We start from the raw sequence: 20943 nt of genomic DNA on the forward strand, positions 1-20943 counted from the left end.
GATTTCCTTATTTCAACAAACCAAGTTCGCGGCCGGCCTGCGCAAAGGCGGCCAGTGCAGTATTTAATTGTTCCGTGCTGTGCGCTGCCGACAGTTGTACCCTGACGCGGGCCTGGCCCATGGGAACGACAGGGTAGAAGAAGCCGGTGACCAGTACGCCCAGCTCATACAGGCGTGCTGCAAATTTTTGTGCAACCGGTGCGTCGAACAGCATTACCGGTACGACAGGGTGTGTGCCCGGTTTGATCGTGAAGCCCAGCGCCTCGATTTCGCGGCGGAAGTGTGTAGTGTTTGCGTGCAAGCGATCACGCAGTTCGGTCGAGGAGGACAGACGCTGCAATACCGATAGCGAGGCGCCGGCAATTGACGGCGCCAGCGTGTTGGAGAACAGGTAAGGGCGGGACTTCTGGCGCAGCGTGTCTATTACTTCCTTGCGCGCTGCAGTAAAGCCGCCCATCGCGCCGCCGAGAGCTTTGCCTAGCGTGCCGGTGATGATGTCGATGCGGCCCATGACCTTATGATGCTCATGCGTGCCGCGGCCGGTGGCTCCCATGAAGCCGGATGCATGGCATTCATCGATCATTACCAGTGCGCCGTATTTGTCGGCCAGATCACAGATCTTGTCCAGTTGAGCGATTGTGCCGTCCATGGAGAACACGCCGTCGGTGACGATGACTTTATGGCGCTTGCCTGCGGCTGCCTGTAGTTGCACTTCCAGGTCGGCCATATCATTGTGCGCATAGCGGTAGCGTGCGGCTTTGCACAGGCGTATGCCGTCGATGATGGATGCATGGTTCAGCGCATCGGAGATGATTGCATCCTGCTCATCGAACAGCGGTTCGAATACGCCGCCGTTGGCGTCAAACGCTGCCGCATACAGGATGGTGTCTTCCATGCCCAGGAATTCCGAAATCGCCGTTTCCAGCTGCTTGTGCACGGTTTGCGTACCGCAGATAAAGCGCACGGATGACAGGCCGTAGCCGAATTCTTCAGTCGCCTTGATGGATGCCTGCACCATCGATTCATCGCCGGACAGGCCGAGATAGTTGTTGGCACACATATTGATCAGCTTGCGGCCATCGTCACAGGTGACCTCTGCACCCTGACGGGAAGCAATGATGCGCTCCGCCTTATACAGGCCCTGCTGGCGTAGGGAATCAAGATTGCCGGCCAGGCCGGTGAAAAATGCCTGCTTGGAATTAGTTGCGCTCATTAGCTTCCTCCATGGATGACTTGTGCAAATCCGCCCCACCATGCTACAACACTCTGGTAATATGGATTTTTTTACAAATCATTGAATAATTCGATATTTAGAACTAAAGTTCAATATATCGAATTTTATCTATGCTTATTAAACTATGCAAGGAAATTTATGAAAAAAGCGGTTGCCAACACCCCGCCGGAAGTCGGTGCAACCTTGCAGAGAATGCGGCTGGAGCGTGGCCTGACATTGGAAGACCTGTCGCGCACGGCAGGTGTTTCCAAATCGATGCTGTCTCAGATAGAAAGGGAGAAGGCTAATCCTACGATAGCGGTGACCTGGCGGCTGGCGAATGCGCTGGGAGTCAATATTGCCGAGCTGTTATCGGCGGAGGTGCGCAAGGTGGATGCGATACGCATGCTGGAACCGCATGAGACGCCGACCTTGCCCGGCGGGCATTCAGGCTACGTGTTGCGCATCCTGGGCCCCATGGAGCTGGCGGGCAAGTATGAATGGTATGAGCTGACACTGGCCCCGGCTGGCGAGCTGGTTTCCAGTCCACATGACCCAGGCGCGACAGAACACCTGACGCTATTGCACGGCTCTATGGAGGTGGAGGTGGACGGCGTCAAGAAAAAGCTGAAACTGGGCGGCACTGCGCGCTATGAGGCCGACAAGAACCACGCAATACGCAACATAGGCAAGACTGAAGCGCGTGCGCTGATGGTGGTGATACATCGCTGAAATGGAGGGCCGCTGCCCGAAATTACTGATGCTTATGAAGGGGCCTCGCTTTTTAATGGGAAAAGCGGGGCTTTTTACTTTTGTTAGCCGAAAATTAGCCGAAATTTAACTTAACTAAATAAATGGCAATCAAAATGCGTATAAACACGTATTTTGTTTTTATTGATTAAATGTAATGTTGCGCTAGGCGAAGAAAATAGTTGTCAAGCGGCATGTTCTCAAACACAATGCGATGAAATAATACCGAATCCTTTGTTCCAGCAACTAGTTTTGGAGCGATGGCAAGTTGTTTAGGCATTATTTTGTATATAGACAACTATAAGTAATAGTACGCAACCCACAAGGCAGCACTTCGTCGCAGGGCCAAATACATAAATCTATACAGGGTGGACTCAATGTCACAATCGCAATTTTCATTACTTTCCAAAGAGCGGACGATCGCCGGCGAAGGCTTCAATCGATGGCTGGTACCGCCAGCCGCTCTGGCAATTCACTTGTGTATCGGGATGGCCTATGGCTTCTCGGTATTCTGGTTGCCACTGTCCAAGGCCATAGGCCTGGATAAGCCGCTGGCCTGCGCAAAAGACATGGGTCTTATTGAAGAGCTGTTTGCCACCAATTGCGATTGGAAAGTCTCCACGCTGGGCTTGATGTACACCTTGTTCTTCATTTTCCTCGGTTGCTCCGCAGCCTTGTTTGGCGGCTGGCTGGAACGCGCGGGTCCGCGCAAGGCCGGTGTTGTTTCCGCTTTGTGCTGGTGCGGCGGTCTGGTGATATCGGCCCTTGGCGTGTATGTGCACCAGGCATGGCTGCTGTGGGTAGGCGGCGGTGTCATCGGCGGCATAGGCCTGGGGCTGGGCTATATCTCGCCGGTATCGACGTTGATCAAATGGTTCCCGGACAAGCGCGGCATGGCGACGGGTATGGCGATCATGGGCTTTGGTGGCGGTGCGATGATCGGTGCTCCGCTGGCTGACTGGCTGATGCGTCATTTCGCAACACCGACCTCTGTCGGCGTATGGGAAACATTCCTGTGCATGGCTGCAATCTACTTCGTCTTCATGATGGCTGGCGCATTCGGCTACCGCGTTCCTGCTTCAGGCTGGAAGCCAGCGGGCTGGACTCCACCTGCCTCGCAGGGCAGCAACACCATGATTACTAGCAAGCATGTTCATTTGAGCAAAGCCTGGAAGACGCCTCAGTTCTGGCTGATCTGGGCCGTACTGTGCCTGAACGTTTCTGCCGGTATCGGCATCCTGGGTATGGCTTCTCCTTTGCTGCAGGAGGTATTTGCAGGCAAGCTGATTGGCTTGAATGACATCGGCTTCAATGACCTGACTACCGCGCAAAAAGCGCAGATCGCCACGATTGCTGCTGGCTTTACCGGCTTGCTGTCCCTGTTTAACATTGGCGGCCGCTTCTTCTGGGCGACTTGCTCCGACTACATTGGCCGCAAGGGAACTTACTTCATATTCTTCGTCTTGGGCGGAATCCTGTATGCGTCCATCCCATCCACGGCGCAAGCGGGAAGCCAGGGACTGTTCGTACTGTTCTTCTGCATTATCTTGTCCATGTATGGCGGCGGCTTCGCGACTGTGCCGGCTTATCTGGCCGACATGTTCGGTTCGCAAATGGTGGGCGCGATCCATGGCCGTCTGCTGACTGCATGGGCGACTGCGGGTGTACTCGGTCCAGTACTGATCACTTATATTCGTGAATCCAAGCTGGCTGCCGGTGTGCCTAAGGCAGAGGTCTATAACGAAACCATGTATATCCTTGCGGGCATGCTGGTACTAGGCTTCATCTGCAATCTGCTGGTGCGTCCTGTGAAAGACAGCGTATTCATGACGGATGAAGAGTTGGCGGCAGAGCGCAAACTGGCGCACGACCGTGTTGCAGCTTCCGCTACCGATTCTGCAGGTGTTGCCGTTGCAGGTACGCCTACCAGCCCGGTACTGGTCATGTTTGCCTGGTTGGCAGTGGGTATCCCTATGCTGATCGGTATCTCGATCACGCTGCAAAAAGCAGTAATCCTGTTTAAATAAGCAGCGATGTAAAAGCATGAAAAAAAGACCGCCTTGTGCGGTCTTTTTTGTTTGAAGCAGCCCGATGTAGTTTGGTCTAGCCGAATGTCTAATATGCTTTATTCAGCTTATTGAGCTGCTAATGGCAGGCGTGTTAGGCTACGGTCAACATAGTGATCCTAGGCAATTATGAGCAAAAAAACTATCCAGGTTTATGATCGTCCAGCCGGCGGTTGGGGCGCGTTGAAAAGTGTGGCGCAGCAGATCTTTGAGCAGGGCATACCTGCCAAAGGTGCGCGCACGCTATTGTCCGCGAATCAGCCGGACGGCTTTGACTGCCCCGGTTGCGCATGGCCAGATAAGGATCACACGTCCACCTTCGAGTTTTGTGAAAACGGCGCGAAGGCAGTTGCTGCGGAGTCGACTGCCCGCCGCGCTACCCCTGAACTGATTTCCCAGCATACAGTGGCCTACCTGGCCGCGCAGCCCGACTTCTGGCTGGAAAACCTGGGTCGCCTGACGCAGCCCATGCAGTACGATCCAGCGAGCGACCGCTATCAGACCGTGTCCTGGGAGCAGGCCTTTGAACTGGTGGCGGAAAGGCTGAATGCCTTGCCGTCGCCCAACGATGCGATCTTCTACACATCAGGGCGTGCCAGCAACGAAGCGGCTTTCCTGTATCAGTTGTTCGTACGCGAATTCGGCACCAATAATTTTCCCGATTGCTCCAATATGTGCCACGAACCTTCCGGTTTTGCGATGCGCGAATCGGTGGGCATAGGCAAGGGCACGGTATTGCTGTCCGACTTCCATGTCGCAGAAGCGATTTTCATTTTTGGACAAAATCCCGGCACCAATCATCCGCGCATGCTGGGTGAATTGCGTGAAGCGTCCAAGCGCGGCGCAGCCATAGTTTCATTCAATCCCTTGCGCGAACGCGGCCTGGAAAAGTTCCAGGATCCACAGAGCACGATAGAGATGATTGCAGACAAGGCGACGTCTATCTCTTCCAGTTATCATCAAGTAAAAATCGGCGGCGATCTTGCCGCCGTCAAGGGCATCATCAAGTGCACGCTGGAAGCCGATCAGGCGGCACAGGCAGCCGGCAAGCCGCGTGTGATCGATGTGGACTTCATCGCAGAGCACACGGCCAATTTTGATGCCTTCGCTGCCGATGTGCTGGCAGAGCCATGGGACGTGATTGTTACCGAATCCGGCCTTACCCGGGAACAGATACAGCGTTCCGCCGATATTTACATGAAGGCCAAGAGCGTTATCGCCTGCTGGGGCATGGGCATTACGCAGCACAAGCATTCGGTCGCAACGATACAGATGATCGTGAATATGCTGCTGTTGCGTGGCAATATCGGACGGCCCGGCGCCGGCCCTTGCCCTGTACGCGGCCACAGTAATGTGCAGGGTGACCGCACCATGGGCATTTATGAAAAACCTAGCCCGGCTTTCCTGGATCGCCTGGGTCAGGTGTTTGATTTTACGCCGCCGCGCGAGAACGGCTACGATACCGTTGGCGCCATCGGCGCGATGCTGGCAGAACCGAACAAGGTGTTCTTTGCGCTGGGCGGCAACTTCGCCACCGCGACACCGGATACCGATGCTACCCACAAGGCGTTGCGTAATTGCGCGCTGACCGTGCATGTCACCACCAAGCTTAACCGCAGCCACCTGGTGCATGGACGTGAAGCCCTGATCCTGCCTTGCCTGGGCCGCACCGAGATCGACATGCAGGAAACCGGTCCGCAAGCCGTCAGTGTTGAAGACTCGATGAGCATGGTGCATCTGTCTTCCGGCATCAATGCGCCGGCTTCCAAGCATCTGTTGTCTGAGCCGATGATTGTTGCGCGCCTGGCAGCGGCTACCTTGAAGAATCGCAGCAAGACGCCGTGGATGTCCCTGGTGGCAGACTACGACAGGATACGCGACAAGATCGCGATGGTATTGGATGACTTTGCCGACTTCAACAACCGGGTCAAGGTGCCGGGCGGCTTCCACTTGCGCAATACCGCATCAGAGCGTGTATGGAATACGGCTACCAAAAAAGCCAATTTCAAGGCGCATCGCGTACCGACAGACTTGCCTATCCACCGCGCCAGGGAGAAGCATGGCCGCCAGGTATTCAATCTGTCCACAACGCGCTCGCACGATCAATACAACACGACCATCTACGGCATGAACGACCGTTATCGCGGCGTGTTCGGCGAGCGCCGGGTATTGTTCATCAACAAGGAAGACATAGAGCAACTGGGCATGAAGGCCGGTAGCTGGGTGGATATAGAAAGTCTGGGAGAGGACGGAGTGCATCGCGAGGCAAAGCGCTTCATGCTGGTGGAATACAATATTCCGCGCGGCTGCCTGGCGTCGTATTTCCCGGAAACCAATAATCTGGTGCCCTTGTCCAGTTTTGCCGATTTTGCACGTACGCCAACCTCGAAGTCGATTCCTGTTTTGCTGACGCCGCATCAGGCAAAAGAAACGGCATCTGCGGTACACTGATTGTCACATGGAGCATAGCGTACAGTCCCTATCGGAAGCCTTGTTGCAAGAGCTGGCGATGCATGCAGAACCGGTATCGGCGGCGCGCCTGACGAAAAAGCTGGGTGTGCGCATGAGTAGCCTGCTGCGTTGTGTAGCCTATCTCGGCGACCAGCAGATAGGCGAGCAGGCTGGGCTGGGCTGGGTCGCGGTGGTGCAGGATGGCGACAGGACCTTGCTGGCATTGACCGCCAAGGGGCGCGCAGCCTGCGAGGAGTACAAAGGGTACAAGGGAGAGTCGCAAGATGGAAACGGATCCCGTTGAATTGCCAGGCTACCGTGATGTGACGGTAGTGCGCCATCAATGGCAGCAGCCTGATGCTTCCGCTATCGCTGATGGCTTGCCGACGATAGACCGGGTGGCTGAAGAAGTGCCGGTGGCCCTGGTATTCAATGGCATCTCGCATGCTGTGATGATGCTGACGCCGCAGAACCTGGAAGACTTTGCACTGGGCTTCAGCCTTTCTGAACAAATCATCGACAGCCCCGCGCAGATCTATGATATCGAATGCATAGCCGCACCGGATGCGGGTGGCATGGAAATTCAATTGACGATAGCCTCAGAGTGCTTCGTGCGCCTGAAGGACAAGCGGCGCCAGCTCGCTGGCCGCACCGGCTGCGGGGTATGCGGCCTGGAAAGCCTGACCGCGCTGGACTTGTCCATGCCCAGCCTGTCGGACAGCTTGCTGATCACCACGGCAGCCTTGCAAAAGGCCTTTGCATCCATGCAGGGGCTGCAAGAGATCAATGCCGTAACCGGCGCCACGCACGCGGCCGCCTGGGCCGATGTGGATGGAAATATCGTCTTGCTGCGTGAAGATGTGGGCCGCCATAACGCGCTGGACAAACTGATAGGCGCGCTGGCTTCTTCCAAAGCACCGAGATCACCTGGATTTGCGATCATGAGCAGCCGCGCCAGCTATGAGCTGGTGCAAAAGGCGGCACGCGCCAATATGAGCATGCTGGCAACCATTTCAGCACCGACCAGCCTTGCCATCAATATGGCCCAGCAGGCCGGCATCAGCTTGCTGGGTTTTGTGCGGCGTACCGGCTTTGTCGTGTATGCGCACCCGCAACGGGTTTCCCGGGCCTGAAAGCCGGCTTTTTCCTCAATTGCCGCTTCTGAGGTAGGAGACGATGCAGGAGACGACGCAAGAGACGCATCAAATACTTGTGCCAGGTAAATACGCCAAATAAATGCACTAATATTCTTTGTAAAAACCCAATTTTTACAGATTTTTGGCCGGTGGGGCGATATATAATAAGGAAAAATCCTTCCCACTCCTCTTGTTACTATGCAATATGTATCCACCCGCGGCCATGCCGCAGAGCAGACTTTTTCCGAAATACTGTTAGGCGGCCTGGCACCCGATGGCGGTTTGTATTTGCCGGTACATTATCCGCAAGTGAGCGGCGATGAACTGAACGCCTGGCGCAAACTGTCTTATGCTGACCTGGCTTTTGCAGTGCTGAGCAAATTTGCCACCGACGTCCCCGCTGCCGACATCAAAACCATTACGCAAAAGACCTATACCGCCGATGTGTACCGCAATACGCGTGCCGGTGAAGATGCCGCGCAAATCACGCCTTTGCGCGTGCTGGAAGAGGGCGCAAACGGCAAGCTGATTTTGCAGGCCTTGTCGAACGGCCCGACGCTGGCATTCAAGGACATGGCCATGCAGTTGCTGGGCAATCTGTTTGAATACACCCTGGCCAAGCAGCAGGCCGAGCTGAATATTTTCGGCGCGACCTCAGGCGATACCGGCAGCGCTGCCGAATATGCGATGCGCGGCAAGCAGGGCATACGCGTCTTCATGCTGTCGCCGCATAAGAAGATGAGCGCCTTCCAGACTGCGCAGATGTTCAGCCTGCAAGATCCGAATATTTTCAATATCGCCGTGCAAGGCGTGTTTGACGATTGCCAGGATATGGTCAAGGCGGTATCCAATGACCTGGAGTACAAGGCCAGGCAAAAGATAGGCACCGTCAACTCGATCAACTGGGCGCGCGTGGTGGCGCAGGTGGTGTATTACTTCCGCGGCTACCTGAGCGCGACTACGGCAAATGAACAGAAGGTGTCGTTTACTGTGCCTTCCGGTAATTTTGGCAATATCTGCGCCGGCCACATTGCGCGTATGATGGGTTTGCCTATCGATAAGTTGGTTGTTGCCACCAATGAAAACGATGTGCTGGATGAGTTTTTCACTACCGGCATTTATCGCGTGCGCAAATCGGCAGAGACTTACCATACGACCAGCCCCTCGATGGATATCTCCAAGGCATCCAATTTTGAACGCTTCATCTATGACTTGCTGGATGGTGATGCTGTAAGGGTCGCGGCTTTGTTCAAGAAGGTGGAAACCCAGGGAGGCTTTGATCTGTCCGGCAAGCCGGGCAGCGACGGCGATGAGTTTGCGAAGATCTCGCAGTTCGGTTTTGTGTCAGGTAAATCCGTGCATGCCGACCGCCTGAATACGATACGCCAGGTCAAGGCCAAATATGGGATCACAATCGATACACATACTGCGGACGGCATCAAGGTCGCGCAAGAACACCTGGCTCCGGGCGTGCCCATGATAGTGCTGGAAACGGCGCTGCCGGCGAAGTTCAATGAAACCATACGTGAGGCATTGGGCCATGATGCAGAGCGCCCAGCCGGCTTTGAAAACATAGAAGCCTTGCCGCAGCGCTTTGAAGTGATGACTGCTGATGTGAACAAGATGAAGGCCTATATCAGCCAGCATACCGGCCTGTAAGCGCCGCATCACTGACAAATAAAAATGCAGCCCCAGGGCTGCGTTTTTATTTGCATGTCTTTGCGCGCCTTTGCATGTTTTTACTGGCAGCTCTTTCTTTGCATGGGGAAATCGATGGCGCGCTCCTTGTCATTCGACTTGCCTTCTATGCGCCCCAGCAGACTGCCGTCATCCTTCAATTGATAGATCACACGCTGCGGGAAGTCCTTGGTGGCATTCTCAAATACCACCTTCTTGCCCTGCAGTGAAATCATCTGGAAGCTGGCTTCCGGCTTGCGAGATGGCTTGGCCGTAAATATCAGTTGATCCTTGTCCTGCTCTATGCGCATGAACTCAAAATCCACCATCTTGCCCTTGACTACGGTGCGCCCCATGCCCAGCAAGCTGCCGCCCGCTGCTGCCAGCCAGTGCTCTTCAGATCCTGCTTCGCCACCTGTGCTTTGCCAGCATCCGCTGAGCCAATCAAGGTCTGCCAGGCTGGCAGCTTGCGCCAGGCAAGGCAAGCCGGCGCAGCTTAAAGAAAATAAAAGGGGAAGGGCGCGCATGTTTTGTCTCCTGATATTGTTTTAATGGGAACAAGGAAGCTTAGCTGGATTTTGCGCTTGTTTACAGCGATGCACAATGCCTGGCCGTCACGCCCTGGCTAGCGTATGCGCGAAGATATTTGCGCTAATTCAGGATTTCTTGAGCCAGGGACCTAGTGTTTGATTTAATGCTTCTTCGCTATAGCCATGCAGTACCTGATCGCCTATCGTCACCACCGGCACGCCACCGCCGCCCAGTTTTTTATGACCGTTGTAGCCCTCTGTGGTTTTTTCTACATCGAGCTCGGTATAGCGTATGCCGTTCTCTTTAAAAAATTTCCTGGTTGCCGCGCAATAGCCGCACCAAGTCGTGCCATACAAGATGACGGTAGGCTGGGCGGTGTTGCTTGTTGTGCTATCTGCAGTGATACCGGTTCCGGCGGCATGGCGCAATGCCCTGGCTTTCATAATCGGCCTGGCAACCACGATGGTAGCCGCCAATATCACAAGCAATACGATGAGCTTTAATTTGCTTGATTCAGCAGGTGCCCGGCTGACGCTGGCAGCGCCATATTTGCCATAGCTGGCGTCGGCATCCGCACCGCCGGCCTTGCTATAGACAACCTGGCAAGATGGGCACTGCCATTCCGGACCTCCATCAGTGGCCTTGCGGATATAGCTGCATTTAGGGCAAATTTGTGGCATTCGGTGCTCAGGCTGAAAATCGGAAGGATGGACTATGATAGCTTATTTCGGGCCAAAGATTGCCTGATGGAACCATGCTTACTGCATGGCATGGTTTCAATGGCGCAGATTTTCCTGTGGTGCACGGTAGGCCCTGGGGGATTCGTCATGGAAATTGCCCCACACGCGGCGAAATTGCCTGGCGGAGCCAAAGCCCGACGCCTGTGCCACCCTGTCCATGGACCAGCCGGTCTGCGACAGCAGCTTGCTAGCCAGAGACAGGCGCAGGCTGGTCAGGTATTCCTGGACCGAAATGCCGGTATGTGTCTTGAACAGGCGGGTCAGGTGGCGCGAGCTGGTGCAGGCGATATCGGCCAGCTCCGGCAGGCTCCACGGATGGGCTGGATTTTTCGCAACTGCATCTTGTACTTTATGCACCACAGGATGGATATGATTCCTGTGCATGACCCACGGCGACAGTTGTGGATCGGAACCGGCCCGGCGCATATAGACGACCATGTTGCGGGCAACTGCAGCGGAAGTGAGCNGTGAGCGGACCGGCGAGCTGGCTGATCAGGTGCAGCGCGAGATCTATGCCTGCAGTAACACCTGCACTGGTGCTGACCATTCCCTGTTCGACAAAGATGCGGTTTTCCTCGACGCGGATGGAGCTATCGATATTGGCCAGGTCCTTGCAATGGTCATGGTGCGTGGTTGCCGCATGATTGGACAGCAGGCCGGCATGGGCCGCGAGCAAGGCGCCGGAACAAATGCAGATCAGCCGGTTGCTTGGTTTGACCTGTTGCCTGAGCCAGCGTATCGCGGCTTTTTCCTCGGGTGTATCGTAGTGGAACTCCATGCCCACGAGGCCCGGCAGGATCAGGATTGCATCTGCTTCCAATTCGTCGGGCAAAGGCGCCAGCTCACCCAGCAGCAAACCGACTGACGAGCGGATTTGCGGAAAAGGGCTGATGAATTTCAGGTCGAAATGGATATCCTTCTGGTAGCGGTTGGCAAACAGCAGTGCATCGGCGGGACCTGCCATGTCGATCAATAGCGTATCCGGCAATAGCAGGAAATACACTGTATGGCGTTTGACATTCTGCATGGTCGAGGCTCCGGGCGCTGCCATGTCAGACTGGCGCGCGCCGCCATTGCGCGAGCAGTTTGGCACCGAACACATTGATCACGAGGCCGCACATGACGATCGCCGCTCCTAGCAATTGCAAGGGATTCAGCGCTTCGCCCAGCAGTATCCAGGCAGTGCTGAGGCCGATCACCGGCACCAATAGCGTCAATGGTGCGACCATGTGCGTAGGCAGGCTGGACAGCAGGCTGCCCCACAATGTGTAGCCTGTCAGCGTCGCGGCAAAGGCCAGGTAGGCGATAGCGAGCACGGAGGACAGGCCTATATGGCTGAGGCTATAGCTGATCGTGTCTGCGCCTTCAAAAATCAGCGACAGCAGCAGGAAGGGAATTACCGGTATCAATGCGCTCCACGCCACCAGGCTCAGCAGCGAAGTCGAGCCTATTTTTTTATTCACCACATTGCCGCTGGCCCAGGATGCCGCGGCGAGCAGGGTCAGGATAAAACCGAGTAAGGTAACCTGGCTGGCCGAACTGCTGATGCTGGCGCTGCCCAGCAATAAAAGGCCTACGCTGGCGACCAGCATGCCGAGCAGATTGGATGCGCGGAGCTTGTCACCGAATACCATCGCCGAGAATCCCACCGTAAAAAATGCCTGTGCCTGCAGCACCAGCGACGCCAGCCCGGCAGGCATGCCGACCGCCATCGCCGAAAACAGGAAGGCGAATTGACCCAGGCTGATCGTCAATGCATAAGCCAGCAGCCACTTCAACTCTACCTTGGGGCGCGGCAAAAACAGGATGGCGGGAAATGCGACCAGGGCAAAGCGCAGTGCGCCAAGCAGAAAAGGGGGGACGCCTTTCAAGCCTATCTTGATGACAACGAAGTTGACGCCCCATAGCAAAATGACGGTCAGTGCAATGAGGAGTTGGCGTTTCGAAAGGACATTTTTGGACATGGCTGCTCGACTAGGGAAAATAGGTTTTATGCTTGCTTGATGCTTTTATTGAGTGCTCTTCAGTAAATCAGGATTAAAAACCCGCTTTTGCGAAGGAGTAAACTTGCCCAGCTTGCCTGCCGGCCGGATAGGCCGTGCTGCAAAATTGCCCCCGCAGTTAGGGCAGGTATCATGCAAGACATTCTTTACGCAATCAGCGCAGAACGTGCATTCGAAAGTACAAATCCGCGCCTCGGCCGAATCCGGCGGCAGGTCACGGTCACAGCATTCACAGCCAGGGCGAAGTTCCAGCATCACGTATCCTTAAAATATAATTCATAAAACCTGGATACGAGCGTAACAGTTTGATGCAAAACCGGTAGCTGGTTGTCAGACATTAAGCGGACATTTTAGGACATCATGATAGGCTATAAAAAGTAAGCCTCGCTTTTCAGGCACTTATGATATCTCTATTATCAGGATCTTGCCCATGAAGACTTATTCCTTCCGTTTGTTGAATGTCTTTGCCGAATCCATTTTTGGCGGCAACCCTTTGTGCGTGTTTGAAGATGCAGAGGGGCTGCGGGATGAGCAGATGCAGGCACTCGCGCTGCAGTTCAATCTGTCGGAGACGAGCTTTATTTTGCCTTCCGACAAGGCCAATGCCCGCATGCGCATTTTTACCACCGGCTATGAAATGCGATTTGCCGGCCATCCTACACTGGGCACAGCACACGTTGTACGCGACTTGATGGGAGGCAAAGACAGCTTGAGCCTGGAGTGCCTGGCCGGCGTGGTACAAGTAGAGGCCAGGCAGGATCACTGGGTCTTTACGGCGCCCAGCGACGGCAATCCGGTCATGACGGTACCCGGCTTGCCTGCGGAGGACATTGCCGCGATGCTGGGCCTGGAAGCTGATGACTTGTCAGCCAGTCCGGTCTGGGTCAATACCGGCACTGACCAGTTGCTGGTTCCGCTGAAAAGCGCTGCTGCCGTCAGGCGCGCGCAGCCGGACAGCTCGCGACTGGAGCAATGGCCGCAGAGCAGCCTGGGGCGCAAGACCGCGTATGTGTTTGCTTTTGACGAAGAAAACAGCAGCGCGGGACAGGAGATCCAGGTTCTGTCCAGATATTTTTTTGTCCGCAAGGGCGGCGGTGTGGTCGAGGACCCAGGTACCGGTTCGGCGTGCGCCAATCTGGGCGGCTGGTGGATTGCATCAGATCAGGAGCTGCCGGCACGCCTCAGTGTTTCCCAGGGGGAGCAAGTGCAGCGCCCGAGCCGGCTTAGTCTGGAAGTAACGGCTGACAGGCAAATTCGGGTCGGCGGCCGGGTGCTGGAAATAGGGCGCGGCACCGTCACGGTATAAAGCGAATATTAAGCGAATGGGCATTATCACCGCCCGCATCAGTGCAACTTATTGCTGCCGATATACAATAAGGCATGTATAGCAAAATAAGAGCCTGAGATGAGTGAAAAAAAGAGCGAAAAGAAGCCCATGCTAAGTGTTGCCGAAGCGCTGGATATCCTGCTGGCCGCAGTGCGCCCTGTGCTGGATGTTGAAACGATACCGACCATCTCCGCCTTTGGCCGTACCCTGGCGCAAGACCAGGTATCGCAATTACATGTGCCGCCTATGGACAATACCCAGATGGACGGCTATGCCGTGCGCACGGCAGACTGTTCCAGCGGCCAGGCCCGGCTGCGCGTCACGCAGCGCATCCCGGCAGGCCATGTAGGCCAGGCTTTGGAAGCGGGTACGGCAGCGCGCATCTTTACCGGAGCGATGATACCGCGTGGGGCAGATGCGGTCGTGATGCAGGAGCAATGCCTGCTGGAAAAATCGGAAGGCGCGGATGTTGTCACCATCAATCACGTACCGGTCTCCGGCGAATGGATACGCCGCCAGGGTGAGGATATACGCGCAGGGGCCATTATCCTGCCGGCCGGCACCCGCATGCGCGGGCAGGAGCTTGGCCTGGCGGCATCGGTGGGTCTGGCCAATCTGCCTGTCGTCCGCAAGCTGAAGGTTGCGGTATTTTTTACCGGCGACGAACTGGCAATGCCGGGCGAGCCTTTGAAACCGGGCGCCATCTATAATTCCAATCGTTTCACCCTGACCGGTTTGCTGCAAGGCATGGGCTGCGATATTACCGACTACGGCATCGTGCCGGATAGCCTGGAAGCTACCCGCGACACCCTGCGTCGCGCCGCGCAGCAGCATGACCTGATCATCACTTCCGGCGGCGTATCCGTCGGTGAGGAAGACCACGTCAAGCCTGCAGTGGAAGCGGAGGGGCGTCTGAATATGTGGCAGATCGCGGTCAAGCCGGGCAAGCCTTTGGCATTCGGCGAAGTGGGATCTGCTTTCTTCCTGGGTTTGCCTGGCAATCCTGTCGCGAGTTTTGTTACCTTCCTACTGTTTGTGCAGCCGTTTATTTTACGCATGCAGGGAGTGCTTGATGTCGCTCCGCTGTCCTATCAGCTAAGAGCCGATTTTGACTGGAGCAAGCCGGACAGGCGTAACGAATTCCTGCGCGCACGCATCAATCGTAGTGGCGGTCTGGACCTGTTCCCCAACCAGAGTTCCGGTGTGCTGACTTCTACGGTATGGGGGGATGGTTTGATTGATCTGGCGCCAGGCAAGGCTATTGCCGCGGGGGATCTGGTACGCTTTATCCCGTTTGCAGAATTGCTGTCTTGAAGAAACTCAGCTTTGAAAACAGATTTGAATGGTGGGATTGACTGTGAATATAGAATTACGTTTTTTTGCCAGCATTCGTGAAAAGCTGGGTACCTCGGCAGAGCAAGCCAGCTTGCCTGTAGAAGTAAAAACTGTCGGCGATGTACGGGCCTGGCTGATGACGCGCGGTGGTCCATGGGCCGAAGCGCTGGCGGAAGGCCGCGCTTTACGCATGGCTTATAACCAGCAGATGTGCGGCGCGGATACCGCTATTGCGGATGGCGGCGAACTGGCATTTTTCCCGCCGGTGACAGGCGGCTGAATTATTGACAGTACCCCGGTAGATGCGCCGGAAGTTCCACTATTTTTAACGAAGCAAATTCCTTATGTCGATTTACGTACAAACCGAAGATTTTGACTTGAGCACCGAGCTGGCGAAGCTGCGTGCCGACAAGCCTGCGATAGGAGCTGTTGTCAGCTTCGTCGGTGTGGTACGCGACATGAACGAGGGTATGGATGTACATGCGATGGAACTTGAGCACTATCCAGGCATGACGGAAAAGGCGCTGGAAGATATCGTGCAGCAGGCGCATCAGCGCTGGACCTTGCAGGATTGCCTGGTCATCCACAGGGTAGGGCCGCTGCAGCCGCTGGACCAGATTGTATTGGTCGCAGTGGCGTCCGCTCATCGCGGAGAGGCATTTTCCGCCTGCGAATTCATCATGGATTACCTGAAAACCCAGGCGCCTTTCTGGAAGAAAGAACAGACGCCCGAGGGTGCGCGCTGGGTGGATGCCAGAGAGCACGATGACAAGGCCCTGAGTAAGTGGGGTGTCGCTTCCAGCAATTCCGCCGGCAAGGATGAGGACGTTTCATGAGCTGGCTGGCGATCGGCCTGGGAGCTGCCATAGGCGCCTGGCTGCGCTGGGGACTGGGCCTGTGGCTCAATCCTGTGCACGGCGAGCTGCCGCTTGGTACGTTGGCCGCGAACCTGGGCGGCGGCTATCTGATAGGGCTGCTGGTGGCCTTGTTTTCCTCCTATCCTGAGATTGCCCCGGAGTGGCGGCTGTTTGCCATTACGGGCTTTCTGGGAGGCTTGACGACCTTCTCGACATTTTCTGCAGAATCCATGCTGTTGTTGCAGCGCGGTGAGTATATGTGGGCGGCCGGGCATTCACTGTTGCATTTGATCGGTTCGGTACTGTGCTGCATCGCCGGATTCGCATCCTGGCGGGCGTTGGCAAATTAAGCATTGCCTGCAAAGCGTTATGATCATGCCTGCTGCCACACTGGAGTAACATCGGAGTAGCCTGATTCGGGCTATGCAAGAACAATCAGGTGCAATGCGGTGATCCCGCGCTGCGCCATCATTTGGAAAATTCTCATGACGACTATCGATAATCTTTTGTTTCCGGCGATAGAGCCTTACCGCACCGGCACTTTGCAGGTTGATGAGTTGCATACCCTGTACTGGGAAGAGTGCGGCAATCCCGACGGCACGCCGGTCCTGTTCCTGCATGGCGGGCCGGGCGGTGGTTTGTCGCCGAATCACCGGCGTTTTTTCGATCCTCGCCATTACCGTATCGTCTTGTTCGATCAGCGCGGCGCGGGCAAATCGACGCCGTTGGGCGAGTACCGCAACAACACCACCGGCCTGCTGATTTCCGATATAGAGAAAATCCGCGAAATGCTGGGCATTTCGCAATGGCTGGTATTTGGCGGCTCCTGGGGTTCCACACTGGCCTTGGCGTATGGCGAAGCACATGCCCATCGTTGCCTGGGCTTTGTGCTGCGTGGCATTTTCCTGTGCACCCAGGCCGAGGTGGACTGGTTCGTCAACGGTATGGGCTGGTTTTATCCGGAAGTGCATCAACGTTTCGCCAACGCTATTCCTGAAGATGAACGCGGCGACCTGCTGCAAGCCTATGTGAAGCGCCTGTTCTGCGACGACCCCGCCATTTATACCGAGGCCGCCAGGAACTGGAGCCGCTATGAAGGCAGTTGTCTATTCCTGAAGCCACAGGCAGAGGCGATAGAAGATTTTGAGTCGGATGCGGTCAGCCTGGGCATAGGCCGGCTGGAAGCGCATTACATGCTGAACACGGCCTTTATGGAAGACGACCAATTGATCAGGAATATAAGCAAGATCAGGCATTTACCGGCGGTAATCGTGCAGGGCCGCTATGACGTGATTTGTCCTCCGGCGACTGCTTATCGTCTGCATCAGGCATGGCCTGAGGCACGCTTTCATTTGATCGGCGACGCCGGCCATGCTGCCATGGAGCCCGGGATTGCGGCCGCGCTGGTGGCGGCTACCGAACAATTTAAGAAAAAAATGGCGTTCGACTAGATATCATCCGCAGCGCGCTGGCAAGCGCTTGCTGCGGACATCCAAGCTGGAATGAAAAGCCTGCATGAAAATGGCAGGCTTTTTGCATTTTAGTTCAGCACGCGCGGCGCTGCTGAGGCATGTTCGCTGCCTGGTATGAGCAGCTCCAAGCCCCACTCTGCTTCTTTGGTCGCGGCCTGCAACAGGCTGCAGAAACCGTGCAGCAGGGTTTCCGGCATGGTGATTTCAAACGCTTCCTGGCCTACAGGGAAGAATTGCAGGCAAATGGATGCGCCGGCGACTATATTGAAGTTGATGCTATGGATCAGCAATGCGGCTTCTCCACGCGGGAAAATCTCTGCACAGGCCTGATAAGGGTTGCTGAAGCCGCCTTCTTCATGCATTTTTTGTAGTGAGGATTGATGTTCCATCTGGACAATGTCTGCGCTGGCGTGCGCGGCTTCCGGCTTGTTCAATACTACCTGGGTTGCAAGCGCTTGCAGTGTGGTGGGCCATAGGCGTAACAAAAGCCTCCTTGTCAGATGGGCCCGGATTTCTTGCCTTTCTCCTTCAGCAGCACTTTCGCCGAAAGAGAATTTGACCAGGATGCGGTCTTCCTCTGCCTGGTAGATTACTTGTATTTGTAATAATTCCATTGCGATTTTGGACGAAGCTTGATGCAGATCAAGCTTGTCGCATATTCCATTCTTGAAAAAAGGGTGATTGCCCCAATTTTTTGACGTAATAAACCATTTTCAGGAGCATTTAATGCGTCTCGACAAACTTACTACCAAATTGCAGGAAGCCCTGGCCGATGCACAAAGCTATGCGGTCGGCAATGATAACCAATACATAGAGCCCGTGCACGTTTTGTTGGCTCTGCTGAACCAGGAAGATGGGGGTGCTCGCTCCATTCTGCAGAGGGCAGGCGTCAATGTAGGGGGCCTAACCTCCGCCCTGAAGCTTTCCATGGAGCGCCTGCCCAAAGTGTCCGGCACTGATGGCCAGGTACAGGTTGGGCGTGAACTGAGTAATTTACTCAATCTTGCCGACAAAGAAGCCCAAAAACGCGGCGATGAGTTCCTGGCCAGCGAAATGCTGCTGCTGGCGCTGTCCGACGACAAGTCCGATGCCGGCAAGCTGGCAAGGGAAAACGGCCTGAGCCGCAAGTCGCTGGAAGCGGCTATTTCTGCGGTGCGCGGCGGCGCCAATGTCAATTCTCAGGAAGCCGAAGGCCAGCGCGAAGCCTTGAAGAAATACACGCTGGACCTGACCGAACGTGCCCGTTTGGGCAAGTTGGACCCTGTAATCGGCCGTGACGACGAGATACGCCGCGCGATCCAGGTCTTGCAAAGGCGCAGCAAGAATAATCCCGTGCTGATCGGCGAGCCGGGCGTGGGCAAGACCGCCATCGTCGAAGGGCTGGCGCAGAGGATTATTAACGGTGAAGTACCGGACAGCCTGAAGTCCAAGCGGGTATTGTCGCTGGATATGGCCGCTTTGCTGGCGGGCGCCAAGTTCCGCGGCGAATTTGAAGAGCGCCTTAAAGCGGTGCTGAAAGAAATCGCCATGGACGAGGGCCAGACTATAGTCTTTATTGATGAGCTGCACACGATGGTCGGCGCCGGCAAGGCGGAAGGTGCGATGGACGCCGGCAATATGCTGAAGCCTGCGCTTGCGCGCGGCGAACTGCATTGCGTCGGTGCCACTACGCTAGACGAATACCGTAAATACATAGAAAAGGACGCTGCACTGGAGCGTCGTTTCCAGAAGATCATGGTGGACGAGCCCAGCGTAGAGGCAACGGTGGCGATCTTGCGCGGCCTGCAGGAAAAATATGAGGTCCATCATGGCGTGGATATTACTGATCCGGCGATCATTGCGGCGGCAGAATTGTCGCACCGCTACATCACTGACCGTTTCTTACCCGACAAGGCCATCGACCTGATCGATGAGGCTGCTGCCAAGATCAAGATAGAGATCGACTCCAAGCCTGAAGTGATGGATAAGCTGGACCGCCGTCTGATCCAGTTGAAGATAGAAAAAGAAGCGGTTAAACGGGAAAAAGATGAAGGCTCGAAGAAACGCCTGGTGTTGATAGAGGAAGAAATCAGCCGCTTGTCGCGCGAATATGCGGACCTGGAAGAAATCTGGAAATCGGAAAAAGCCACGGTGCAGGGTAGTGCGCACATCCGCGAGGAAATAGAAAAAATCCGCTTGCAAATGGATGATGCCAAGCGCAAGGGCGACTGGCAGACAATGTCCGAGCTGCAGTACGGCCGCTTGCCGGAACTGGAGGCGCAACTGAAACAGGCTGACGATAGCCAGCAGCACAACACCGGCAAGATGAAGCTGCTGCGTACGCAAGTCGGTGCTGAAGAAATTGCAGAGATCGTCTCCCGTGCCACCGGCATTCCGGTTTCACGGATGATGCAGGGTGAGCGCGAGAAACTGCTGCAGATGGAAGATGCTCTGCATAAGCGTGTGGTCGGCCAGCACGAAGCCATCGTTGCCGTATCCGATGCGATCCGCCGTTCACGTGCAGGTCTGGGCGATCCTAGCCGTCCCTACGGTTCTTTCCTGTTCCTGGGACCAACGGGCGTGGGTAAAACCGAATTGACCAAGGCGCTGGCCAGCTTCCTGTTCGATACCGAGGATGCACTGATACGCATCGACATGAGCGAGTTCATGGAGAAGCATTCGGTGGCCAGGCTGATCGGTGCGCCACCGGGTTATGTCGGGTATGAGGAGGGTGGTTACTTGACCGAGGCCGTGCGCCGCAAGCCCTACAGCGTCATCTTGCTGGATGAGGTAGAGAAGGCGCATCACGATGTATTTAATGTGCTGCTGCAAGTGCTGGATGATGGCCGCATGACCGATGGCCAGGGGCGCACGGTGGACTTCAAGAATACGGTGATCGTGATGACGTCCAACCTCGGTTCGCACCAGATACAGGCGATGGAAGGTAGCGACCAGGCCGTGGTCAAAATGGCGGTGATGGGCGAAGTGAAAAACCATTTCCGTCCAGAGTTCATCAACCGTATCGACGAGATCGTGGTTTTCCACGCACTGGATACGAAGAACATCGGCGCCATCGCCAGGATACAACTGGATACGCTGACCAAGCGTCTGGAACAGATGGAGATGGGCTTGCAGGTAAGCGACGCTGCTTTGCAAAAAATCGCAGAAGCGGGCTTTGATCCTGTGTATGGTGCGCGGCCTTTGAAGCGTGCTATCCAGCAAGAGATAGAAAGTCCTTTATCCAAGCTGATTTTGCAAGGAAAGTTTGGGCCGAAAGATATTATCTCGGTGGATGCCGCCAATGGCGAACTGGTGTTTGGAAAAGCCTGAGCCAGCCTCGTCTCCCAGTGAAAAGCCGACTTAGGTCGGCTTTTTTATGCCTATTTGCACTTTGCACGAAGTTTGC

The 20943-nt window shown here is 55.5% G+C and carries 21 protein-coding genes; 13 read left to right on the forward strand and 8 right to left on the reverse strand.

Annotated features, from left to right (window positions below):
* Window positions 1-7: 7 nt before the first annotated feature.
* On the reverse strand, window positions 8-1213 hold the full coding sequence (gene kbl / locus IEW12_RS26710) for a glycine C-acetyltransferase (RefSeq protein ID WP_188569201.1): 1206 nt from the start codon (window positions 1211-1213) through the stop codon (window positions 8-10).
* A 159-nt stretch (window positions 1214-1372) separates the two neighbouring features.
* Here kbl and IEW12_RS26715 point away from each other — a divergent pair, with 159 nt between their 5' ends.
* The 6 genes from IEW12_RS26715 to thrC all read left to right on the forward strand — a co-directional run bounded on the left by IEW12_RS26715 (window position 1373) and on the right by thrC (window position 9275).
* Window positions 1373-1945: a helix-turn-helix domain-containing protein gene (locus IEW12_RS26715; RefSeq protein ID WP_188569202.1), complete on the forward strand. Its 573-nt coding sequence runs from the start codon at window positions 1373-1375 to the stop codon at window positions 1943-1945.
* 395 nt (window positions 1946-2340) lie between these two features.
* The gene (locus tag IEW12_RS26720; protein WP_188569203.1) at window positions 2341-3990 is read left to right on the forward strand and encodes an OFA family MFS transporter; all 1650 of its coding nucleotides are present in this window, start codon (window positions 2341-2343) and stop codon (window positions 3988-3990) included.
* A gap of 168 nt (window positions 3991-4158) precedes the next feature.
* Window positions 4159-6480, forward strand: a complete 2322-nt coding sequence (locus tag IEW12_RS26725; RefSeq protein ID WP_188569204.1) for an FdhF/YdeP family oxidoreductase — start codon at window positions 4159-4161, stop codon at window positions 6478-6480.
* A 7-nt stretch (window positions 6481-6487) separates the two neighbouring features.
* Complete coding sequence (locus IEW12_RS26730) at window positions 6488-6784, forward strand: hypothetical protein (protein WP_188569205.1); 297 nt, start codon at window positions 6488-6490, stop codon at window positions 6782-6784.
* On the forward strand, window positions 6765-7613 hold the full coding sequence (gene fdhD / locus IEW12_RS26735) for a formate dehydrogenase accessory sulfurtransferase FdhD (protein WP_188569206.1): 849 nt from the start codon (window positions 6765-6767) through the stop codon (window positions 7611-7613). The genes IEW12_RS26730 and fdhD overlap by 20 nt, the downstream gene beginning before the upstream one ends.
* Before the next feature lie 201 nt (window positions 7614-7814).
* Window positions 7815-9275 carry a threonine synthase gene (gene thrC / locus IEW12_RS26740; protein ID WP_188569207.1) on the forward strand — a complete coding sequence of 487 codons (1461 nt, stop codon included), beginning with the start codon at window positions 7815-7817 and terminating at the stop codon, window positions 9273-9275.
* An 80-nt stretch (window positions 9276-9355) separates the two neighbouring features.
* Here the strand turns inward: thrC and IEW12_RS26745 are convergent, their stop codons facing one another.
* The 6 genes from IEW12_RS26745 to IEW12_RS26765 all read right to left on the reverse strand — a co-directional run bounded on the left by IEW12_RS26745 (window position 9356) and on the right by IEW12_RS26765 (window position 12822).
* Complete coding sequence (locus IEW12_RS26745; protein ID WP_188569208.1) at window positions 9356-9820, reverse strand: DUF6265 family protein; 465 nt, start codon at window positions 9818-9820, stop codon at window positions 9356-9358.
* 129 nt (window positions 9821-9949) lie between these two features.
* The gene (locus IEW12_RS26750; RefSeq protein WP_188569209.1) at window positions 9950-10504 is read right to left on the reverse strand and encodes a glutaredoxin domain-containing protein; all 555 of its coding nucleotides are present in this window, start codon (window positions 10502-10504) and stop codon (window positions 9950-9952) included.
* 96 nt (window positions 10505-10600) lie between these two features.
* Window positions 10601-10948: a helix-turn-helix domain-containing protein gene (locus IEW12_RS28975; RefSeq protein WP_229751373.1), complete on the reverse strand. Its 348-nt coding sequence runs from the start codon at window positions 10946-10948 to the stop codon at window positions 10601-10603.
* Complete coding sequence (locus tag IEW12_RS26755) at window positions 10914-11666, reverse strand: DJ-1/PfpI family protein (protein WP_443098510.1); 753 nt, start codon at window positions 11664-11666, stop codon at window positions 10914-10916. The genes IEW12_RS28975 and IEW12_RS26755 overlap by 35 nt, the downstream gene beginning before the upstream one ends.
* The gene (locus IEW12_RS26760) at window positions 11617-12528 is read right to left on the reverse strand and encodes an EamA family transporter (protein WP_188569210.1); all 912 of its coding nucleotides are present in this window, start codon (window positions 12526-12528) and stop codon (window positions 11617-11619) included. Before IEW12_RS26760 ends, IEW12_RS26755 begins: the two co-directional genes overlap by 50 nt.
* Window positions 12529-12573: 45 nt before the next feature.
* Complete coding sequence (locus tag IEW12_RS26765) at window positions 12574-12822, reverse strand: DUF1272 domain-containing protein (RefSeq protein WP_188569211.1); 249 nt, start codon at window positions 12820-12822, stop codon at window positions 12574-12576.
* A gap of 175 nt (window positions 12823-12997) precedes the next feature.
* On the opposite strand from IEW12_RS26765, the gene IEW12_RS26770 reads away from it, so the two are divergent.
* From IEW12_RS26770 to pip, 6 genes are all read left to right on the forward strand, one after another.
* A complete protein-coding gene (locus tag IEW12_RS26770) occupies window positions 12998-13873 on the forward strand; it encodes a PhzF family phenazine biosynthesis protein (RefSeq protein WP_188569212.1) in 876 nt (291 codons plus the stop codon).
* A 99-nt stretch (window positions 13874-13972) separates the two neighbouring features.
* Window positions 13973-15208: a molybdopterin molybdotransferase MoeA gene (locus tag IEW12_RS26775; RefSeq protein ID WP_229751375.1), complete on the forward strand. Its 1236-nt coding sequence runs from the start codon at window positions 13973-13975 to the stop codon at window positions 15206-15208.
* 43 nt (window positions 15209-15251) lie between these two features.
* Entirely contained in the window at window positions 15252-15509 is a 258-nt protein-coding gene (gene moaD, locus IEW12_RS26780; RefSeq protein WP_188569213.1) for a molybdopterin converting factor subunit 1, read from the forward strand.
* 64 nt (window positions 15510-15573) lie between these two features.
* Window positions 15574-16065, forward strand: a complete 492-nt coding sequence (moaE, locus tag IEW12_RS26785) for a molybdopterin synthase catalytic subunit MoaE (RefSeq protein WP_188569214.1) — start codon at window positions 15574-15576, stop codon at window positions 16063-16065.
* Entirely contained in the window at window positions 16062-16436 is a 375-nt protein-coding gene (crcB, locus tag IEW12_RS26790; RefSeq protein ID WP_188569215.1) for a fluoride efflux transporter CrcB, read from the forward strand. The genes moaE and crcB overlap by 4 nt, the downstream gene beginning before the upstream one ends.
* A 135-nt stretch (window positions 16437-16571) precedes the next feature.
* Window positions 16572-17537, forward strand: coding sequence for a prolyl aminopeptidase (gene pip / locus IEW12_RS26795; RefSeq protein WP_188569216.1), 966 nt, complete (start codon window positions 16572-16574; stop codon window positions 17535-17537).
* An 89-nt stretch (window positions 17538-17626) separates the two neighbouring features.
* Here the strand turns inward: pip and IEW12_RS26800 are convergent, their stop codons facing one another.
* Entirely contained in the window at window positions 17627-18172 is a 546-nt protein-coding gene (locus IEW12_RS26800) for a hypothetical protein (protein WP_188569217.1), read from the reverse strand.
* A 112-nt stretch (window positions 18173-18284) separates the two neighbouring features.
* Here IEW12_RS26800 and clpB point away from each other — a divergent pair, with 112 nt between their 5' ends.
* Window positions 18285-20867 (forward strand): ATP-dependent chaperone ClpB, encoded by a 2583-nt coding sequence (clpB, locus tag IEW12_RS26805; protein ID WP_188569218.1) that lies wholly within the window; start codon window positions 18285-18287, stop codon window positions 20865-20867.
* Window positions 20868-20943: the final 76 nt, after the last annotated feature.

The sequence above is a fragment of the Parundibacterium terreum genome, assembly GCF_014636315.1.
Classification (GTDB): domain Bacteria; phylum Pseudomonadota; class Gammaproteobacteria; order Burkholderiales; family Burkholderiaceae_D; genus Undibacterium; species Undibacterium terreum.